The following is a 17,336-nucleotide window of genomic DNA, read 5'->3' as shown; positions in this document are numbered from 1 at the left end:
CAGCCCAGCTCAATGACCAGGGTCAGCGGCCGCCTGTGAACTTCGGCTCACGCTTCTCCTGGAAGGCCCGGAAACCCTCCGCGTAATCGTCCGTTTTGCAGAGCCGCGCCTGCTCCTCGTTTTCCTCCTGCATGGCCTCCCACAGGCCCAGGCGCTGGTCGCGGATGTGCGCCACCAGCTCCTTGGACGCGACGAACGCCTCGGTGGCACCGGCGGCAACCCGCTCCACAATGGCGCGCGTCGTATTCAACAACGAGTCCGCCGGCATGGCGCGGCTGAACATCCCCTGCGCCACCGCCTCAGCGCCGGAGATCAGATCCGCCGTGTAGATCAGGTCCAGCGTCCGGTGCATGCCCAGCCGCTCCGTGAAATACCAGTGCCCGCCCGAATCCAGGGTGGCCCCCAGCTTGGCGAACGGCGAGCCGAACTTCGCGTTCTCCGCCACGTACACCACGTCCGTGGCCAGCAGGAGCCCCAGCCCCACGCCAAGGCACGCCCCCTGGGCCGCGGCAAAGGTCGGGGCCGGGAAAGCAGCCATCTTCTTCAGCAGCGGCTCCACCAGCCCGCCCAGGTACGCCGCGGCGTCGTCACTCTCCGGGGTGACCCCCGCGATGTCCCGGCCCGCGCAGAAGGCCCGGCCCTCTCCCCTCAGCAGCAGCGCCCGCACCTCACCTCGTGAGGCGGCGGCAGCAGCGTCGTCGTACGCCTGGGTTAAATCCCGCAGCGCCTGCTCATCCAGCGAGTTCAGCTTGTGCGGCGCGTCCAGGACGACTTCTGCAACACCGTTGCTGATGGAAAGGGAAATCATGGAACTCCTATGTTCGGGAAGAGAAAGGCTTAGACGTCGAAGTCGACCGTGACTTCCTTGCTGGTGGGGTGGCTCTGGCAGGTCAGGACGTAGCCCTTGTCCAGCTCATCCTGCTCCAGCGCGTAGTTCTCGTCCATGGTCACGCTGCCGGTGACCACCTTGGCTCGGCAGGTGCCGCACACTCCCCCGGCGCACGCGAACGGCACGTCCGGGCGGACCCGCAGCGCGGCGTTGAGAATGGACTCGCGGGCGTGGGTGGGGCTGGCCACCTCGCCCTGCAGGCCGTCCAGCTTGAACCTGATCTTGTACGTCTCCTTGGACTCGTCCACCACCACCGGACGCCCGGCGTTGCCCTCCGGGCGGTCCGGCTTGCCGGAGGTGAACAGCTCGAACCGGACGTTCTCCGGCTTCACCCCGCGCTCGGCCAGGGTGTCCCGGCACAGCTGCACCAGCTCGAACGGACCGCACAGGAACCATTCGTCCACATCGTCCGCGTGCAGTGCGGTGCCCAGCAGCTGCTGCAGCTTCTCCGAATCGATCCGGCCACTCAGCAGCGGCGCGATCCGCTGCTCGCGCGAAAGCACGTGGTGGATGGCCAGCCGCTGCGGGTACTTGTCCTTCAGGTCCGCCAGCTCCTCCAGGAACATCACGTCCATGGCGGCCTTGTTGGCGTAGATCAGGTCGAACCGGGTCTCCGGGTTGGCGGCCAGCAGCGTCCGGGCGATGGCGATCACCGGGGTGATGCCGGACCCGGCGGCGATGGCCACGAAGTTCCCCGCCTCCCCCGCCAGCTCCTCCGGGTGGTTCATGGAGTTCATGACGTTCTGGTCTACAGCCACGCCGTCACGGCCGTGCTTGGACACGAACGCTCCCATGGGGCTCATCACCTCGAGCGTGTCCCCGGCCTTCAGCTCCGCGTTGGCCCACGTGGAGAACAACCCGCCCAGGTCCTTCTTGATGGCCACGCGGATCTCGCTGGTGCCGTCCGGGAAGCTGCGCGGCTCCGCGCAGATGGAGTAGCTGCGGCGGATTTCCTTGGGCTCACCGGTCTCGTCCGGGAGCGTGGTGCGCAGGGCCACGTACTGGCCGGGCAGGTAGTCGAACCTGCCGGCGAGCTCCGCCGGCACATGGAAGCTGACCTCGATGGCATCGTCGGTGAGCCGGCGCACCTCCTTCACGGTGAGGGTGTGGAAGGACGGACGACGGCGGCCGGTCACCTCAGCCTCTTCGGCGGCGGTCTGGCGGACAACAGGCATGGCGGTTCCTTACAGGACTTTGAAGTAGTCGAACGGTTCCTTGCAGTCCTGGCACACATACAGCGCCTTGCAGGACGTGGAACCGAAGCGGGTGAGTTCCTTGGTATTGAGGCTGCTGCACTGCGGGCACTTCACGGCCAGGCTCAGCCGGATGGGGCCGGAGTGGCCGCCGGCCCTGGAGTTTCCGCTGGGCGGGGCGATGCCGTACTCCTGCAGCTTCTGCTTTCCGGCCTGCGTCATCCAGTCCGTGGTCCAGGCCGGGGCCAGGACCAGGTCCACGTGCACGTCCTCGTAGCCTTCCTTTTTGAAGGCCGTGTAGAGGTCGTCGCGGATGGCGTCCATGGCCGGGCAGCCCGAGTAGGTGGGCGTGATGGTGACGGTGACTTTTCCGTCTTGTACGTCCACGTTGCGCAGGATGCCCAGGTCCGCGATGGTGAGCACGGGGATCTCCGGGTCGCAGACGGTGGCCGCGATGTCCCACGCGTCCTGCTGCGGGGTGCGGGCACGGGTTTCGAAGTCCGAGATGTACATTTCGGTCACCAGCTGGCTCCGGGATGCTCGCGGGCCAGCACCTGCATTTCGGCGAGGATGTAGCCCAGGTGTTCGGAGTGCTTGCCGTGCCGGCCGCCGCCCGGGGCTGCGGGGACGTCCGGAACCTCAAGTTCGGCCTCCGAGAGGATTTCACCGGCCAGGCGGTCAAAGTCCTCCTTCAGAGAGGAAGGCGCGACGGCGGCACCCGCCTCAGCGAGGCGCTGCGTCAGGTCATCGTCCCGGAACAGTTCGCCCACGTACGGCCACATGGTCCGCAGGCCGTGGACCATCCGCTTGCGTGATTCTTCGGTGCCGCCGGCCAGGCGCAGGACCCACTGGGCGCTGTGGTCCCGGTGGTAGTCCACTTCCTTCACGGCCTTGGCGGCGATGGCGGCCAGGGTTTCATCCGTGGATTCGGTGAGGCGGCGGTAGAGCAGGTATTGGTAGATGCTCACCACGAACTGGCGGGCGATGGTGGCCGCGAAATCACCGTTGGGCTGCTCGAACAGCTGGACGGAACGGAACTCGTGCTCGCGGCGGAAGTAGGCCAGGTCATCCTCGGACCTGGCCGAGCCGTCGTCGTTCGTCATGGCGGCACCTGCGTAGGTGAGGAAGCTGCGGGCGTGGCCCAGCTGGTCCAGGGCGATGTTGCCCAGGGCGATGTCCTCCTCCAACTCGGGGGCGCGGGAGATCCAGTGGCCCAGGCGCTGGGCGAGGATGAGGGCGTCGTCGCCCAGGCGCAGTGCGTACTCGGCGATGTCTCCCGACGGCTTTACCAGGCCGGTGCGCACCTCGAGCGCGATGTCCTCCGGGCGCAGGGCGTTGCCGGGGGTGATTCTTGTTGCGCTGGCGTTGGAGTCGCCGCCGGCCACGCCGGTGGAGATGTCGCCGTGGCCGGTGGTGGTTTCGGGGTTCGTGTGGGCGGTGCTCACAGGTGCTTTACCCCTTCGCTCTTGGTGTAGTACGTGGCGTGCCGGTAGTCCTTGCCCTGCGGGGATTCGAAGAAGGAGCCCTTGGAGTCGGGATCGCTGGCGGCGATGGCGTCCGCCGGGACCACCCAGATGGACACGCCCTCGTTGCGGCGGGTGTACAGGTCCCGCGCGTTCCGGAGGGCCATGGCGGCGTCCGGGGCGTGCAGGGATCCGGCGTGGACGTGGCTCAGGCCGCGGCTGGAGCGGACGAAGACCTCCCAGAGGCCCCAGGCGCTCCGGTCATGGTGTTCCTGGGGAGCCGGGCTTGCCTTGGGGGCTTCGCGGTTGATTTCGGTGGCGGCGCTTGCGGGGGCGTCCGGGTTGCCGTGCGGGCTCATGCTGCGTATTCCTTCGTCGTCATTGACTCTTTTGCCTGCTGTTTTGCTGCGTAAGCGGCCGCTGCCTCGCGGACCCAGGCGCCGTCGTCGTGCGCTTCCCTCCGCCGCTCAAGGCGCTGGGCGTTGCAGGGACCGCGGCCGGCCAGGACTTCCTGGAACTCGTGCCAGTCAAGGGGGCCGTGCTCCCACTTCTTCGTGTCCTCGTTGAAGCAGATCTGGTCATCCGGGAGGGTGAGGCCCAGGACCCTGACCTGCTCCACCATCATGCCCACGAAGCGGCTGCGGAGCTCGTCATTGCTGAACCGCTTGATGTTCCAGGCCATGGACTGCTTGGAGTTGGGAGAATCGTCGTCCGGCGGGCCGAACATCATCAGGGCCGGGGCGTACCAGCGGTTCACGGCGTCCTGGGCCATTTGCTTCTGCTCGGGAGTGCCGTTGGAGAGTTCAAGGAGGATCTCGAAGCCCTGGCGCTGGTGGAAGGACTCTTCCTTGCAGATGCGCACCATGGCCCGGCCGTAGGGGCCGTAGGAGGCGCGGCACAGCGGGACCTGGTTGCAGATGGCTGCGCCGTCCACCAGCCAGCCGATGGCGCCCATGTCCGCCCAGGTCAGTGCCGGGTAGTTGAAGATGCTGGAGTAGCGGGCCTTGCCGGCGATGAGGTCGTCCATCATCTTGTCCCGGGACTGGCCCAGGGTCTCGGCGGCCGAGTAGAGGTAGAGGCCGTGGCCGGCCTCGTCCTGGACCTTGGCCATGAGGATGGCCTTGCGCTTGAGGCTGGGGGCGCGGGAGATCCAGTTGGCTTCCGGCTGCATGCCGATGATCTCGGAGTGCGCGTGCTGGGAAACCTGGCGCAGGAGGGTCTTGCGGTAGGCCGCGGGCATCCAGTCGCGGGGCTCGATGCGCGAGTCCTCGGCGATGATGCGGTCGAAGTGGGCCTGGCCTGCGGCTTCTTCTTCCGGGGTTAGCTCAGCGGGCACTGACTGCAGGTTCTGCGCTGCCATGGTTGCTCCTATGCAAAGACCGTCTGGGACGTGCCGAATTATTTACCGACCGTTCGTTCAGGATATGCGGGAGCGGCGGACCCCGTCAAGCGTTGCCCCTTCTTGGCGCTTCCGTCGCACGACCGGCCCTGCACCGCATAACCGGCGCCGGCCCGCACCGGTTATGCGGCGAAGCACCGGTTATGTGATCTGGCCCCTCCAACGCCCGCTCACCTCTGGCGCCCCTTCCCGCAACGCCCGCTCAGCTCTGGGGCCTCTTCCCGCGACGCGCCATCAGGCACGGCCACTTTCCGAGCGTAGATGGTCTCCGGGAACTGGCTTCCAGGGGCAAGTACCCGCGTTCCGGGAGCAGAAGAATGTCTTGAAACGAAGTTTTTCAAGGCACTTTATTTCTGCCGCGGGGTTGACTACTCAGCATACTTACTAATATTTTGGGAGTGCTGGCAGGGTAGTGATTCAAGTCACAATGCCAGCCGGGGTCCAACAGAGGGCCTCACAACCAGCAATCAATAGTTCCGCCGGAGTTCCAGCTTTGGGGGCGGGGCACCGGGGGTTCATGCGCCAATGGATGGCGCTGAAAGGAACACCTGAGATGCGAACACGACTTATGGCATCAGCCACCACTATTGCCCTATCCGGCGCCATGCTCTTCGGCGTCGCGGCACCTTCTTCGGCCGCCGCGCCGGCAGCGCCTACCGCGGTCACCCAAGCGCAACAGCTGGCCTCTGCAACCGGGACAATTACAAATCTGCCGCTCATTGACGCCACGGGAACCACGGTGGGTAGCTTTACCGGATCATTTACTCCGACTTCCTTCAAGGTTGTGAACGGCGCTCTACAGGTGACCGGACAGCTGGTGGGAACGGCAACGCGACTGAGCGACCAAGCCACTGAAGATGTCAACAAGACAATCACAACCACAGTTCAATCCGCGACTGCGAATCAGCCTGCCTGCGACATCCTGAACCTGGTCCTTGGCCCGCTGCATCTGAATGTGCTGGGCCTGGTTGTCGATTTGAACCAGGTGGTCCTTAACATCACGGCGCAGCCTGGCTCGGGTAACCTGCTCGGCAACCTGCTATGCGCGGTGGCGGGCCTGCTGGACGGCAACAACCTGAGCGGCTTGGGAACCCTGCTGAACCGGCTGCTTGGTCTGTAACCCAAAATTCGGCCGCTGGCTTTGACTCCCCAGTTGCTGAACGAGGCGGGTGGCTCCTTCCGCAGCCACCCGCCTCGCCGGTCCAGATCCTGCGTGACGCCCTTGGGAAGGTGGAAGCATGAGCACTACATCGTCTGCCGGTCACGAGGGCTGGATTCTGCCCTGGTACGGCTTAATCCTCGGCCTATGCATGTCAATTCCAACCCTGCGGTGGTCGGTGCAGGAAGGCTGGACGGGGGATGACATCTTTTTCGTGGCAGCAGGCATAGGCCTGGACATCGTCTGCGCGACCAGTCTGGCGATCATTCTGAGGCGTGCGCTGCAGAACCGAGCGAAAGCAGAAACTGAAGGGCTCAGCTCTTCATAAGACTCACGCAGAAGAGCGCATGATGCGCACCCCCAACTGGCGACATGAAGGGCAGCGGATCAAGCGTTCGGCAGATGCCTTCCGGGAGGCCGACATGATCTATTCCGATCCTCGCCCAGCAGCACTGACCTTAATCGAGTCAGGCGACCTTTCCGTTGAGGATCTCTGGCATCAGTACCGCTCCAACGGAGGAAGAGCGGATGCCTTCGAGCTGGAGGCATTCATCCACGACATCCCCCTCCTGCATGGAGTGGAGGTTGAGATTCTCGGGGAGACTCTGAACCAGCTTCTTCCAATAGGGTCTAAGTCCGGGATTTCCAAGCGGGGCAGCGGGAGGTTCACGCGTCCCCTTTCTAGTGCCCTGAAGCGGGTACTGGGGATATAAATTACGAGCCTCCGGGCCAGATACCGAATGAAGTTTCCACGCGCACAGAGTGCGCTGCCTCTCATCCGCGCTCAGGCATAAACGAGGATCCCAGGTCCGTCACGTCTCGCGGCAGGTGCGCGCCGCCGTCGTAATACACCCAGCCACTCTGGTCTGCCGTCTCACGCCCGTCATATACTGACCGGGCCCCAGTTGGGCATTTACGCGAATCCTCACGGTCCGGCGTTTCGAACGCCGGCGACAGCCACAGCGCACTCGCAGCATTCCCGAATCAACAGACACCGGCGGATGAATGGGCATGAGACGTTTCCTTGCACTCATATTTGCTGTTGTGCTGGCCTGCACCGTTATGCCCGCACTCGGCTCCGGCACCGCCAGGGCTGCGGCCGGGCTGTGCATCGGGGCACCTCCCGCCGACGGCACGGTGTACCAGGAGACCCGGCAGTTCGTGGACACCCAGTCGTGGTGGATGCCGGACACCGACCAGGCCAACAACTCAATCACCAACACCGGCCATGCCCATATGGGGGCGTGCATCCCGGAACGCGAAACGATCAGTTCGGGTAATGTCACCGTGAATGTCCGGATGACCCTCCACGACAACCCGGGGACAGCCGATTACGTGGCGATGGTGTTCAAGACCGCCGACAGGGAAACCACCGTACAGAAGTGCTACCTGCGGGCCTCGGCGCCGGACTTCAGCTGCCCCGGCCCGGCCGGCTCCGGCACCGGAGACTTTACGTGCACCGGGACTTGCCAGCGCTGGCTGACCTTCTCGTGGCCAATTTCGGCGTTCAACCATTCGGGCCTGCAGGAGGTCCGCTTCCGCGGGTTCGTCCAGGAGCCCGACGGCAACGAGATGCGGACCAACTTCAACTGGCAGGTCAACATCCAGAACGGCAAGTCGGAGTCCGACGTGTCCAGGGATGCGTTCCTGCGGGGCAAGGGCTGGTACACGCACGCCGGGTACTGCGAGGCCTCGCTCCGGACTGCTCCCCTTCCCGACGGCCCGGTCTCGGGCATCTGGTCTCCCCTGGCGGACCTAGCCTCCCACGGCGACGGCTCGCGCCCGGCGACCCATTCGTTCATCTCCATCGACCCGGATTTCCACGCCGTTCCGGCCAACCCCGGAATGGTCCTGTGGGACGCTGCAGGCCCTTACGGAGCCGATCCCGTCTCGATCGACACCCGCACCCTGGCCAACGGCGTCCATAAGCTGCACCTGCGGACGTCATGTCGGGACGACAAGCTGGGGTCCACCAACTCCGGGGTGACCGTCGTTCCGTTCACCGTGGCCAACTGAGCGCACATCTGTGCGAGCGGGATGGCAGAACAGCGTCCGCGGGGCAGGCAGTCTGCTGCGAAGGACCAGGCCCGCAACGTGGAAGAAGTGAATTAGGCCACCTCCCCACCCATCCGTTGTTTGATGCGCTGCGAAGTACCGGTGTCTCCTCCCTGGGGACGGCCAACATCACACGGACGTGTATGAGGAGATTTTCCCAATGAATAAGTCACTTCGCTTTATGGCAGTGCCCACCCTTGCCCTCGCCGCTCTTGCCCTGTCCGGTTCCCCTGCAATGGCTGCAGACGGCTCCTACCAGTCCACCCTGAAGCAGATCAACGGCAGCCAAGGCTCCGGTACGGTCACCCTTGATGTCACCGGCAACCAGGCACACGTCGTCCTCAAGGTCTCGGGCATGCCCGCCACCTTCATGGACGCCCCGTACCCTCACGTCCAGCACATCCATGGCGGGGCCAAGGGCGCCTGCCCGGACCCTTCAGCTGACAAGGACGGCGACAAGGTTGTCTCTACCACCGAAGGCGCACCGTCCTACGGTGGCATCGTCACTACCCTCTCCACCAGTGGCGACACCAGCCCCGCAGCAGGCCTTGACCTGAAGGTTGCAGGACAGGGGGCTTCCTACACAGTGGACCGCACCTTCGAACTGAACGCCGAAACAAAGGCAGCCCTGGAATCCGGCACGGCAGTGGTTGTTGTCCACGGCCTTGATCCGGCCACCCTCAGCGCCGCAGGCCAGGCCGCCAAGAGCGATCTGGTCCCCTCCCTGCCGCTGGCCGCTACGTCCCCTGCCCTGTGCGGGACTCTTACGGCCGGTCAGATGAAGATGCCTGCGGGCGGCGCCAACACCGGCCTCCCTACTGAAACCGGCACCGATACCGGAGCCCTCGCCATTGGCGGCGGTCTGGCCCTGGTGGCCCTCGCCGGTGGAGCCTACGCCGTACGCCGCCGCAACGCGGCAGCCTAAGCCAGAGCTGAACGGATAATTCTGTGACATCCAGGAATCCCGGCCGCCGCGGAGGTCTCGGGGCCTCCACGGTGGCCGGGGTTCTGCTCGCGCTTTCCCTTGCCGGTTGCGCCGCAGGGCAGGCTACAACGCCCGACGACGGACCTTCCCCTTCAGCCTCCGCCTCACCGCTGGCTTCCGCCCCGGCCACGCCTTCGGCTGAGCCCCCGGCGCCGCCTGCTGCAGCAGTAGCAGTTCCGTCTACGCCGCAGCCCCAGGCCGTGCTTGGCGCTTCGACTCCCGTGACCCTGAGCATTGACTCGATCGGGGTCCGGACGGACCTTCTTCACCTGGGACTGGAGGACAACGGCTCACTCAAAGTGCCTGAGGACATCGGCAACGGCGCTCCGGCCAGCTGGTACAGCGGCTCCCCGACCCCCGGTGAACGCGGCCCCTCAGTGATGCTGGGCCACGTCAACGCCCTCGGGGGCCACAGGGGTGTATTCGCGGACCTCCGCAAGCTCAGCCCCGGTGCCGAGATCACCGTTTCGCGAACCGACGGCAGCATCGCCGTGTTCACGGTTGAGCGCGGCGCCCTCTATTCCAAAAACGAATTTCCCACCCTTGAGGTGTACGGCAACACGGCCGGAGCGGAACTCCGGCTCATCACCTGCGACGGCTACGACCCCGCCACCGGGCTCTTCGACGACAACTACGTCATCTACGCCAAGCTCAAGGCCTGACAACCGAAACTGCTGCTCCTTCCGGGAGCGGGCAGTGGTGCGAATGGACTGGACATGAAGAACCGAAAAAGCACTTTGGCCGCAATTGGCATCACGTCCCTGCTGCTTGCGGGATGCGCTGCAGCCGCAGGATCGGTGACCGCACCGTTGGATGTTTCGACGCCAGCCCCGCCTGCCGCAACATCGGCACCCGGTCACGCAGGCGGCGGGCATCATGGCCAGGGATCCGCATCCGCTGGCTCGACGGCGGCGGGGCCGAGTTCCGCCGCCCTGATGGTCTGCGGAGACCAGCCGAAGGAGAGGCTGCGGTCCATCCTGAAGCTGAACTCCGACCCGCACACGGTCGATGCCTGGGCGGACAGCACCTTCACCTGCACCTACCACCTGGCCGAGGGAGCGCTGGTCATCTCCGTACAGGAGGCAGCGGACAAGGCGTCAGCACTCAAATACTTCACCGCCATGCAGGCCCTCGCAAAGGAAGCGTCACCCATCGAAGGCCTCGCGAACCTCGGTTTTCCAGCCTATGAAACCGCCGACGGATCCGCCGTTTTCCAAAAAGACAGCTTCGTGCTGCACGTAGACGCGTCACGCCTCCCGGCCACGTTGGGGCCGGACGGCATCACTCGCAACGCACTCGCCTACCAGCTTTCCACCACCATTCTGGCTTGCTGGGTGGAACATCCGTAACTCCTCACTGTGCCGCCCGCGCCCGGCGAAACCACGACAGAGTTGCACGTGGACCAGAACCTCAGCTTTCACCACCGGGACCCAGCCGCCGTCGTGAACTCCCCGCAAACCCTCGCCCCGCTGCAAAATAGGCAGTAGGCTTACTATCTTGCAGCTGGGCACCTCCTGTGCCTGATGACCAGAACCCCAACCGGCGGCGTGAAACCGTAAAGGAGTCCCATCATGAAAGCTCTCGTATGGCACGGTGAAGGCGATATCCGCCTGGACACCGTTGATGACCCGGCCATCCTGGACCCGAACGACGCGATTGTCCGCATCACCCGCAGCGCCATCTGCGGCACGGACCTGCACTTCATCCGCGGCACGATGTCCGGCATGAAGGAAGGCACCATCCTGGGGCACGAGGCCGTGGGCGAGGTTACCGCCGTGGGCAAGGCCGTGCGCCGGTTCGCCCCCGGGGACCGCGTGATCGTGTCCTCCACCATGTCCTGCGGCGTGTGCTGGCAGTGCCGGGCCGGGCATACGGCGCAGTGCGACACCGCCAACCCGAACGGGCCGCAAGCGGGGACCTGCTTCTTCGGCGGACCCGAGACCACCGGGCCCATCAATGGCCTGCAGGCCGAGTATGCGCGCATCCCTTGGGCGTCGAACACCCTGACATCGCTGCCGGACAATGTCAGCGACGAACAGGCCATCCTGCTCTCGGACATCTTCCCCACCGCATGGTTCGGCGCGCAGCTGGCCGGCATCCAACGCGGTGACACCGTGGCCGTCTATGGGGCAGGCATTGTGGGGCAGCTGGCCATCGCGTCGGCGTTCCGGCAGGGGGCGTCCCGGGTGTTCGCGATCGACGGGATCGAGACGCGGCTGGTGCAGGCGCTGGACCAGAACGCGGACGTCATCAACTTCAACAGCGAGGACCCGGTGGAGGCGCTGCAGGAAGCGACGCTGGGCATCGGCGTGGACGCGGTGATTGACGCCGTGGGCGTGGATGCGCAGCGCCCCTGGGCCGGGCCCGCGGCAGCCAAGGGCGAGGAGCAGGCGGAGCAGTTCGCGCAGGAGGTGTCCGAGGTGGCCCCGAAGACGAATGTCCAGGGCGATAACTGGGTGCCGGGCAACGCCCCGTCACAGGTGTCCCAGTGGAGCGTGGAGACGGTGCGGAAGTACGGGCGGATCGGAATTATTGGGGTGTACAGCCCGACCATGACGACCTACCCGATCGGCCAGGCCATGAACAAGAACCTAACCATCCGGATGGGCAACTGCGACCACCGGTCCGTCACGCCGCCCCTGGTGGACCTCGTGGCCTCCGGCGTCTTTGACCCCACCCGGTTCATCACCCAGCACGAACCCATTAGCGACGTGGTGGACGCCTACCTGAACTTCGACCGGCGCGAGGAAGGCTGGCTCAAGACCGTGCTGACCACGGCTTAGCCTCCACCTGCATCACCCGGCGGTCCGCTCCTTGTGGCGCGGGCCGCCGTCGTGCTTCCTACCCAACCTGTGTCCCGGGGGCTCCCGCAGCAATACGGCCTACCTAACAATGTCCGGTCTACCTAATTCAATTGGCGAATATGTCTTTTTGTCATGCCCGGACGTACGGTTTTTCTTGGGGGCGTACGGAGAAACTTGGAGGTTCTCCATGAAGCATGCCGTGCCTCGGCATGGTGTGCGTGCCGCTTAAGCGCTGGGGCGAGCGGATCTCAATGTGCATTATTCGCTTAGAGAGTTACCCCAATGTCAATCAAAAAAGTCTTTACCTTGCTGGTAGCCGTTCTCGCCGGGCTGCTGCTGTTTGCTTCGCCGTCACAGGCGGCCAACGGCAACGCACACTTCATCAAAAACGCTACCGGCGCATCCCTGTCGGGCTCCAGCCTCGTAGTCCATTTCAAGGAAACCGGCCTGGCATCAGGCGCTGTCGAGACGGTTACGGCCACAGCGAACGCTGCGACGACGTACGAGTGCGTGAACAACGGCGGGAAGAACCCCGCAGCATCGAACAAGTCCACATTCAAGACCGAGATCAGCAAGACCGAGCCGTTCGAGGCGGACAAGAACGGCAACATCGTCGGCACCATAACCCTGACCCCGCCCACCGCTCAGGAACTCGGCTTCAGCTGCCCTCCAGGCCAGGATGTGACTTTCGTGGGCGTCACGTACAGCAACGTGGTCATCACGGACAGCACCTCGGATGCAAGCATCAGCCTCCCGGGTTCCTTCAGCTACACCAATCCGGCAGCCCCGCCCGTGCGCTGATCCAGACCTAGGAGAATCCATCGGGGCAGGGGGCTAAACCCTTTGCCTGAACGACTACGGAGCGCAGCGCCTGTGAAAGCCGTTGCGCTCTGTTGTTGCTGGCCTTGTTGGGAAAGGGAAAGCGGATGGGCTTGCATTCACGTTACTAAGCATGCTTACAATAAGTGCAGTCGGATGGGGATCCGGTGCGAGGGGAATCGAAAAGGGTGCGCTCAGCGAACGGGGCGCACCTTTTTCGTGCCAGGATGCCTATACATCCATTTGAGTTAGGTTAGGTTTACCTTCTAAAGTGCTCCGGTGACGTTAGAGACAAAGCTCGCCGGAGTTCCGTTTGCCGCCGATCTGGCGCGCTTCGGCGACCGCGTGGCTGTCAGCACCCCGGGCCGGTCCCTGAGTTACCGGGAACTGGCGGGGCAGGTGGAGGACATGGCCCGCGCGTTCGGGCCCGGCCGGCGGCTCGTCGCGCTGGAGGCCGGGAACACGCTGCCGGCGCTGGTGGCCTACCTGGCTGTCCTGTCCGCCGGGAACCCGCTGCTGATCCTGCCCACTGGCGGCGGCTCCGCCGGGGACGCGCTGCTGGCGGCCTATGAGCCGGACGTGGTTGTCCGCGCGTCGGGCAGTGAAGCGGTCCTGGACGTCCGGCGTGACCAGGCCCGCCACGAACTCCACCCGGAACTCGCGCTGCTGCTCAGCACGTCGGGATCCACGGGGTCGCCCAAACTGGTGCGCCTTTCCGCGGACAGCATCCAGGCCAACGCCGCCGCGATCGCCGAGTACCTGCAGCTGCGCCCCTCTGACAAGGCGGCCACCACGCTCCCCCTCTCCTACTGCTACGGGATGAGCGTGGTCAACAGCCACCTCCTGGCCGGCGCGTCCCTGGCGCTGACGGACCTCTCGGTGGTGGACCCGTGCTTCTGGGACCTGGTCCGCACCGAACACGTGACCTCCTTCGCGGCAGTGCCCTACACCTTCGACCTCCTGGACCGCGTGGGCTTTCAGGACATGGACGTGCCGAGCCTGCGGTACATCACCCAGGCCGGCGGGCGGCTCGCCCCGGACCGCGTGCGCTCCTACGCCGAACAGGGCCGGCGCCAGGGGTGGGACCTGTTCGTCATGTACGGGCAGACCGAGGCCACCGCCCGCATGGCCTACCTGCCGCCGGACCAGGCATTGCAGAATCCGCAGGCCATCGGCGTGCCGATCCCGGGCGGGTCCTTCCGGCTTGAGCCCGTGCCCGGCCTGGACGCCGCCGAGCTGGTGTATTCCGGGCCCAACGTGATGCTGGGCTACGCCGATCGGCCGGAGGACCTGAGCCTGGGGCGGATGGTCACCGAGCTCCGCACGGGCGACCTGGCCCGGGTTGGTCCTGACGGGCTTTATGAAATTGTGGGCAGGCGCAGCAGGTTCGTGAAGATCGTGGGGCTCCGCGTGGATCTGGGCCAGGTGGAGCGGCTGCTGGCGGACCTCGGGGTGGCCGCGGCCGCCGCAGGCTCCGATGACGCCGTGGTGGCCGCCGTCGAAGGCGACCACGACCTGGCCCTGATCGCCAAAACCCTCGCCCAGGACCTGGGCCTGCCCCGCGCCGCCGTCGAACTCTACCCAGTGGAGGCCATCCCCCGCCTGGGCAACGGGAAGCCGGACTATCCCGCGGTCGCCGCCCTCGCCTGTGCAGGAGAAGAGGACGACGGCGGACCGGCCGAGGTCCCGGACGCAGGTTCCACTGACGTGCGGCGCATCTTCGCCGAGGTGCTGGAGGTGGATGACGTCGCCGGAACCGATTCGTTCGTGTCCCTGGGCGGCGACTCGCTGTCCTACGTGGCGGCGTCCGTCCGGCTGGAGCGCGCGCTCGGTTACATTCCCGAAGGCTGGCACCTGATGCCGGTCTGCGAACTCACGCCTGCGCCGCACGTGGCGGATGCCGCCGTCGAGCCTTCCGGGAAAGCTGCGCCGTCCCGGGACGGTGCCGGCACTCCGGCGCGCCGCGTCCGCCGCCGGCTCTTCGCGCCGATGGAGACGGGGATTGTGCTGCGCGCGGTGGCCATCATCGCGATCGTCTCCACGCACATCGGGTTCTTCCACTGGCAGGGCACCGCGCACGTGCTGATGGCGGTGGCAGGCTACAACTTCGCCCGCTTCCAGCTGACCGGGAACCGCATGGAACGGTTCCGGCGGCACCTGCGCAGCATTGCGCGGATCGTGGTGCCCTCCGTTGCGGTGATTGCGCTCGCGTTCGCCGTGACGGACAAGTACGCGCTCCACAACGTGTTCCTGCTGAACGCGCTGGTGGGGCCGGAGGGGTGGAGCGATTACTCGCGGTTCTGGTTCGTGGAGGTCCTGGTCCACATCCTGACCGGGCTGGCCCTGGTGCTGGCGGTACCGGCCGTTGACCGGCTGGTGCGGCGCTGGCCATGGGCGTTCGGCATGGCCCTGGTGGTCGTGGACCTGCCCCTGCTCTTTGGCCTGGTGGAGAGCCGTTATCCGGGCCAGGGACCGGTGCTGTGGCTGTTCGGGCTGGGGTGGGCGGCCGCCACCTCCCGCACCTTGTGGCAGAGGTGGGCCGTGACGGTTCTTGCCATCCTGGCGGTGCCGGCGTCCTTCGACAATCCGTACCGCAGCGGCACCATCCTTGCGGGGTGCCTCATCCTGCTGTGGCTGCCCACGCTGCGGGTGCCGCGCGGGCTTCACCGGGTCACGGCGCTGCTGGCGAGCGCGTCGCTGTACATCTACGTCACGCACTGGCTGGTGTACCCGCTGTTTGATTCCGACAACCCCTTGGACAAGGGCCTGGCCGTGCTGGCATCCCTGGCCTGCGGCGTCCTCTACTGGGCTGCGGCCACCCGGGTCATGGGCCTGGCGGAACGGTGGCTGAAGCGGCGGCCGTTTTCGCGGGCCACTGTTGAACCGGCGGCTGCGCAGCGGTCCTAGACGTTAGGGGCGGGTATCCGGGCTCTGAGAAACGCGTACTCAATACGGGGGCGGCGGGGCAGGTGCAGACCGTAGGCTCGTCACGAGAGGTGGCGGCGAAGGTGTTCTCCTGAGACCGTGAACGCCTACCCCCAGCCGCCGCCAGCTCTCCACCCCCTGCCCTTTATGCAGCCGCAGCCGGTTCCGCGCGGCCGCTGACTTCCTAGTTCCAAAAGACCCTTTCTCCACGTTTGTGCAGGCCGTACGCTGTGGTCATCCATCGCTCAAAGGAGACATCCATGCGCACAGCAGAACCACTCACCGAGACCGAGCACGCCCACCGTCTTTCCGAGAACCTCATGCATCAGCTGGCCAGGGGCAGGGAATGGGCCACCCCCGGCGTACAGGCTGCGGTCCAGAGAGCGGTGGCAGGACTGGATACCGGCATTGAGACCGCTTCCCCGCGCCTTCAGGTGCTCCTGCGCCGCCTGGCGGACGAGCTTGCCGGCGGCGTGGAAACCTATACTCCCCGGGTCCAGGAACGGTTGAGGCGGGTGGGACCGAAAGCTGCCCCGGCCCAGGCTCCCCGGCGGGCGGGCAGGATGTTGTGGTGGATCGGCGCGCTCATGGCCCTGGCAGGCGGGGCAGCGGTGTGGCGCTCCATGCAGGCGTCAAAGAAAGAGCCGCCGCCGTCACTCACTTCCCAGGAAAGCAGCAGCACGGATCCGAACGTGGATGCAGACCTGGCTTCCGGCCGGATGTAGCTGCTGCATTGGGGCTGGCTTAGCTGATGTTCTGGGCGGCGGCCTCGGTGATGCTGCCCTGCGTGGCCGCCCAGCTGGCCAGGACCTTCAGCGCGTCCTCGGACGGCGAGCCGGGCTCGGCCGTGTAGATGTTGATCCGCAGCCCGGGATCGGCGGGGAGCTCCAGCGCCTCATAGGTCAGGTCCAGGTCCCCCACGATCGAATGGTGAAGCCGTTTCCGGCCGGCGCGGTGGTACTTCACATCGTGCCGCGCCCAGCGGGTGCGGAATTCCTCGCTGCGTGTGGAGAGCTCGCCGATCAGGTCCGAGAGGTCCTTGTCGTACGGGTTCTTCCCGGCCGTGGACCGCAAAACAGCAACAATGTCGTCCGCCGCGCGCTCCCAGTCGACGAAAAACTCCCGCGACTTGGGGCTTAGGAAAGTGAAGCGTGCGCTGTTGGGCGGGGTCCCGCCGTCGGCCATCATGTCCAGGTAGAGGGCCCGGCCCAGCTCATTGGACGCCAGGACGTCGCCGCGGTCGTTGCGGACCCAGGCCGGCGCCGCGGTGATCGCATCGATCACCCGCTGCACGCTGGGCCGGACCGCCTGCGGGCTCCGCCTCCGCCGCACCCGCGGCGCGGCGGTGGATGCACGGGCCAGATCGAAAAGGTGGGCCGTCTCGGCGTCGTCCAACTGCAAGGCGCGGGCCAGCGCCTCCAGGACGCTGTCCGAAGCGCCGGACAGGTTCCCGCGCTCCAGCCGGATGTAGTAGTCGACGCTCATCCCGGCGAGCATGGCCACCTCCTCCCGGCGCAGGCCGGCCACCCGCCGGTTGCCGCCGTACGCGGGCAGCCCGGCCTCCTCGGGCGTGAGCCGGGAACGCCGGGAGGTCAGGAACTTCCGGACGTCGTCGCTGTTGGTCATGGCCCCCACGCTACGCGCC

18 protein-coding genes are annotated in these 17,336 nt (G+C 65.9%); 11 read left to right on the top strand and 7 right to left on the bottom strand.

What is annotated here, in order from left to right:
* Positions 1-22 precede the first annotated feature (22 nt).
* The 6 genes from ASG86_RS01410 to paaA are packed head-to-tail and all read right to left on the bottom strand — an operon-like array spanning position 23 to position 4,905.
* On the bottom strand, positions 23-808 hold the full coding sequence (locus ASG86_RS01410) for an enoyl-CoA hydratase/isomerase family protein (RefSeq protein WP_056329141.1): 786 nt from the start codon (positions 806-808) through the stop codon (positions 23-25).
* Positions 809-837: 29 nt separating this feature from the next.
* Entirely contained in the window at positions 838-2,064 is a 1,227-nt protein-coding gene (gene paaE / locus ASG86_RS01405; protein ID WP_056329138.1) for a 1,2-phenylacetyl-CoA epoxidase subunit PaaE, read from the bottom strand.
* A 9-nt stretch (positions 2,065-2,073) separates the two neighbouring features.
* Positions 2,074-2,595 (bottom strand): 1,2-phenylacetyl-CoA epoxidase subunit PaaD, encoded by a 522-nt coding sequence (paaD, locus tag ASG86_RS01400; RefSeq protein ID WP_056329683.1) that lies wholly within the window; start codon positions 2,593-2,595, stop codon positions 2,074-2,076.
* Between the two features lie 5 nt (positions 2,596-2,600).
* Entirely contained in the window at positions 2,601-3,527 is a 927-nt protein-coding gene (paaC, locus tag ASG86_RS01395; protein ID WP_056329136.1) for a 1,2-phenylacetyl-CoA epoxidase subunit PaaC, read from the bottom strand.
* Positions 3,524-3,904, bottom strand: coding sequence for a 1,2-phenylacetyl-CoA epoxidase subunit PaaB (gene paaB / locus ASG86_RS01390; RefSeq protein ID WP_056329133.1), 381 nt, complete (start codon positions 3,902-3,904; stop codon positions 3,524-3,526). Before paaB ends, paaC begins: the two co-directional genes overlap by 4 nt.
* Entirely contained in the window at positions 3,901-4,905 is a 1,005-nt protein-coding gene (gene paaA, locus ASG86_RS01385; protein ID WP_056329132.1) for a 1,2-phenylacetyl-CoA epoxidase subunit PaaA, read from the bottom strand. The genes paaB and paaA overlap by 4 nt, the downstream gene beginning before the upstream one ends.
* Before the next feature lie 592 nt (positions 4,906-5,497).
* Here paaA and ASG86_RS01380 point away from each other — a divergent pair.
* From ASG86_RS01380 to ASG86_RS01330, 11 genes are all read left to right on the top strand, one after another.
* On the top strand, positions 5,498-6,064 hold the full coding sequence (locus ASG86_RS01380) for a hypothetical protein (RefSeq protein WP_056329129.1): 567 nt from the start codon (positions 5,498-5,500) through the stop codon (positions 6,062-6,064).
* Between the two features lie 118 nt (positions 6,065-6,182).
* Positions 6,183-6,431, top strand: coding sequence for a hypothetical protein (locus ASG86_RS01375; RefSeq protein ID WP_056329126.1), 249 nt, complete (start codon positions 6,183-6,185; stop codon positions 6,429-6,431).
* Positions 6,432-6,450: 19 nt separating this feature from the next.
* Positions 6,451-6,816 carry a hypothetical protein gene (locus ASG86_RS01370; RefSeq protein ID WP_056329122.1) on the top strand — a complete coding sequence of 122 codons (366 nt, stop codon included), beginning with the start codon at positions 6,451-6,453 and terminating at the stop codon, positions 6,814-6,816.
* A 298-nt stretch (positions 6,817-7,114) separates the two neighbouring features.
* Positions 7,115-8,119, top strand: a complete 1,005-nt coding sequence (locus ASG86_RS01365) for a hypothetical protein (protein ID WP_056329119.1) — start codon at positions 7,115-7,117, stop codon at positions 8,117-8,119.
* 199 nt (positions 8,120-8,318) lie between these two features.
* Positions 8,319-9,083, top strand: a complete 765-nt coding sequence (locus ASG86_RS01360) for an LPXTG cell wall anchor domain-containing protein (protein ID WP_056329117.1) — start codon at positions 8,319-8,321, stop codon at positions 9,081-9,083.
* 281 nt (positions 9,084-9,364) lie between these two features.
* Positions 9,365-9,805 (top strand): sortase domain-containing protein, encoded by a 441-nt coding sequence (locus ASG86_RS20865; protein WP_235565044.1) that lies wholly within the window; start codon positions 9,365-9,367, stop codon positions 9,803-9,805.
* 54 nt (positions 9,806-9,859) lie between these two features.
* The gene (locus ASG86_RS01350) at positions 9,860-10,492 is read left to right on the top strand and encodes a hypothetical protein (protein ID WP_056329111.1); all 633 of its coding nucleotides are present in this window, start codon (positions 9,860-9,862) and stop codon (positions 10,490-10,492) included.
* A gap of 222 nt (positions 10,493-10,714) precedes the next feature.
* Entirely contained in the window at positions 10,715-11,926 is a 1,212-nt protein-coding gene (locus ASG86_RS01345; protein WP_056329109.1) for an alcohol dehydrogenase catalytic domain-containing protein, read from the top strand.
* Between the two features lie 303 nt (positions 11,927-12,229).
* On the top strand, positions 12,230-12,748 hold the full coding sequence (locus tag ASG86_RS01340; RefSeq protein WP_056329106.1) for a hypothetical protein: 519 nt from the start codon (positions 12,230-12,232) through the stop codon (positions 12,746-12,748).
* 297 nt (positions 12,749-13,045) lie between these two features.
* Positions 13,046-15,673 (top strand): AMP-binding protein, encoded by a 2,628-nt coding sequence (locus ASG86_RS01335; protein WP_056329103.1) that lies wholly within the window; start codon positions 13,046-13,048, stop codon positions 15,671-15,673.
* Between the two features lie 278 nt (positions 15,674-15,951).
* Positions 15,952-16,416 (top strand): hypothetical protein, encoded by a 465-nt coding sequence (locus ASG86_RS01330; RefSeq protein WP_056329101.1) that lies wholly within the window; start codon positions 15,952-15,954, stop codon positions 16,414-16,416.
* 19 nt (positions 16,417-16,435) lie between these two features.
* Here the strand turns inward: ASG86_RS01330 and ASG86_RS01325 are convergent, their stop codons facing one another.
* On the bottom strand, positions 16,436-17,317 hold the full coding sequence (locus ASG86_RS01325) for a helix-turn-helix transcriptional regulator (protein WP_056329098.1): 882 nt from the start codon (positions 17,315-17,317) through the stop codon (positions 16,436-16,438).
* Positions 17,318-17,336: the final 19 nt, after the last annotated feature.

Source organism: Arthrobacter sp. Soil764 (assembly GCF_001428075.1).
Taxonomy (GTDB): domain Bacteria; phylum Actinomycetota; class Actinomycetes; order Actinomycetales; family Micrococcaceae; genus Arthrobacter.
This window is presented reverse-complemented; position numbering and strand designations above follow the sequence as displayed.

Coding starts and splice junctions, on each gene's coding strand:
- ASG86_RS01410 (WP_056329141.1), bottom strand. CDS start 808: ATGATTTCCCTTTCCATCAGCAACGGTGTTGCAGAAGTCGTCCTGGAC.
- paaE (WP_056329138.1), bottom strand. CDS start 2,064: ATGCCTGTTGTCCGCCAGACCGCCGCCGAAGAGGCTGAGGTGACCGGC.
- paaD (WP_056329683.1), bottom strand. CDS start 2,595: ATGTACATCTCGGACTTCGAAACCCGTGCCCGCACCCCGCAGCAGGAC.
- paaB (WP_056329133.1), bottom strand. CDS start 3,904: ATGAGCCCGCACGGCAACCCGGACGCCCCCGCAAGCGCCGCCACCGAA.
- paaA (WP_056329132.1), bottom strand. CDS start 4,905: ATGGCAGCGCAGAACCTGCAGTCAGTGCCCGCTGAGCTAACCCCGGAA.
- ASG86_RS01380 (WP_056329129.1), top strand. CDS start 5,498: ATGCGAACACGACTTATGGCATCAGCCACCACTATTGCCCTATCCGGC.
- ASG86_RS01375 (WP_056329126.1), top strand. CDS start 6,183: ATGAGCACTACATCGTCTGCCGGTCACGAGGGCTGGATTCTGCCCTGG.
- ASG86_RS01370 (WP_056329122.1), top strand. CDS start 6,451: ATGATGCGCACCCCCAACTGGCGACATGAAGGGCAGCGGATCAAGCGT.
- ASG86_RS01365 (WP_056329119.1), top strand. CDS start 7,115: ATGAGACGTTTCCTTGCACTCATATTTGCTGTTGTGCTGGCCTGCACC.
- ASG86_RS01360 (WP_056329117.1), top strand. CDS start 8,319: ATGAATAAGTCACTTCGCTTTATGGCAGTGCCCACCCTTGCCCTCGCC.
- ASG86_RS01350 (WP_056329111.1), top strand. CDS start 9,860: ATGAAGAACCGAAAAAGCACTTTGGCCGCAATTGGCATCACGTCCCTG.
- ASG86_RS01345 (WP_056329109.1), top strand. CDS start 10,715: ATGAAAGCTCTCGTATGGCACGGTGAAGGCGATATCCGCCTGGACACC.
- ASG86_RS01340 (WP_056329106.1), top strand. CDS start 12,230: ATGTCAATCAAAAAAGTCTTTACCTTGCTGGTAGCCGTTCTCGCCGGG.
- ASG86_RS01330 (WP_056329101.1), top strand. CDS start 15,952: ATGCGCACAGCAGAACCACTCACCGAGACCGAGCACGCCCACCGTCTT.
- ASG86_RS01325 (WP_056329098.1), bottom strand. CDS start 17,317: ATGACCAACAGCGACGACGTCCGGAAGTTCCTGACCTCCCGGCGTTCC.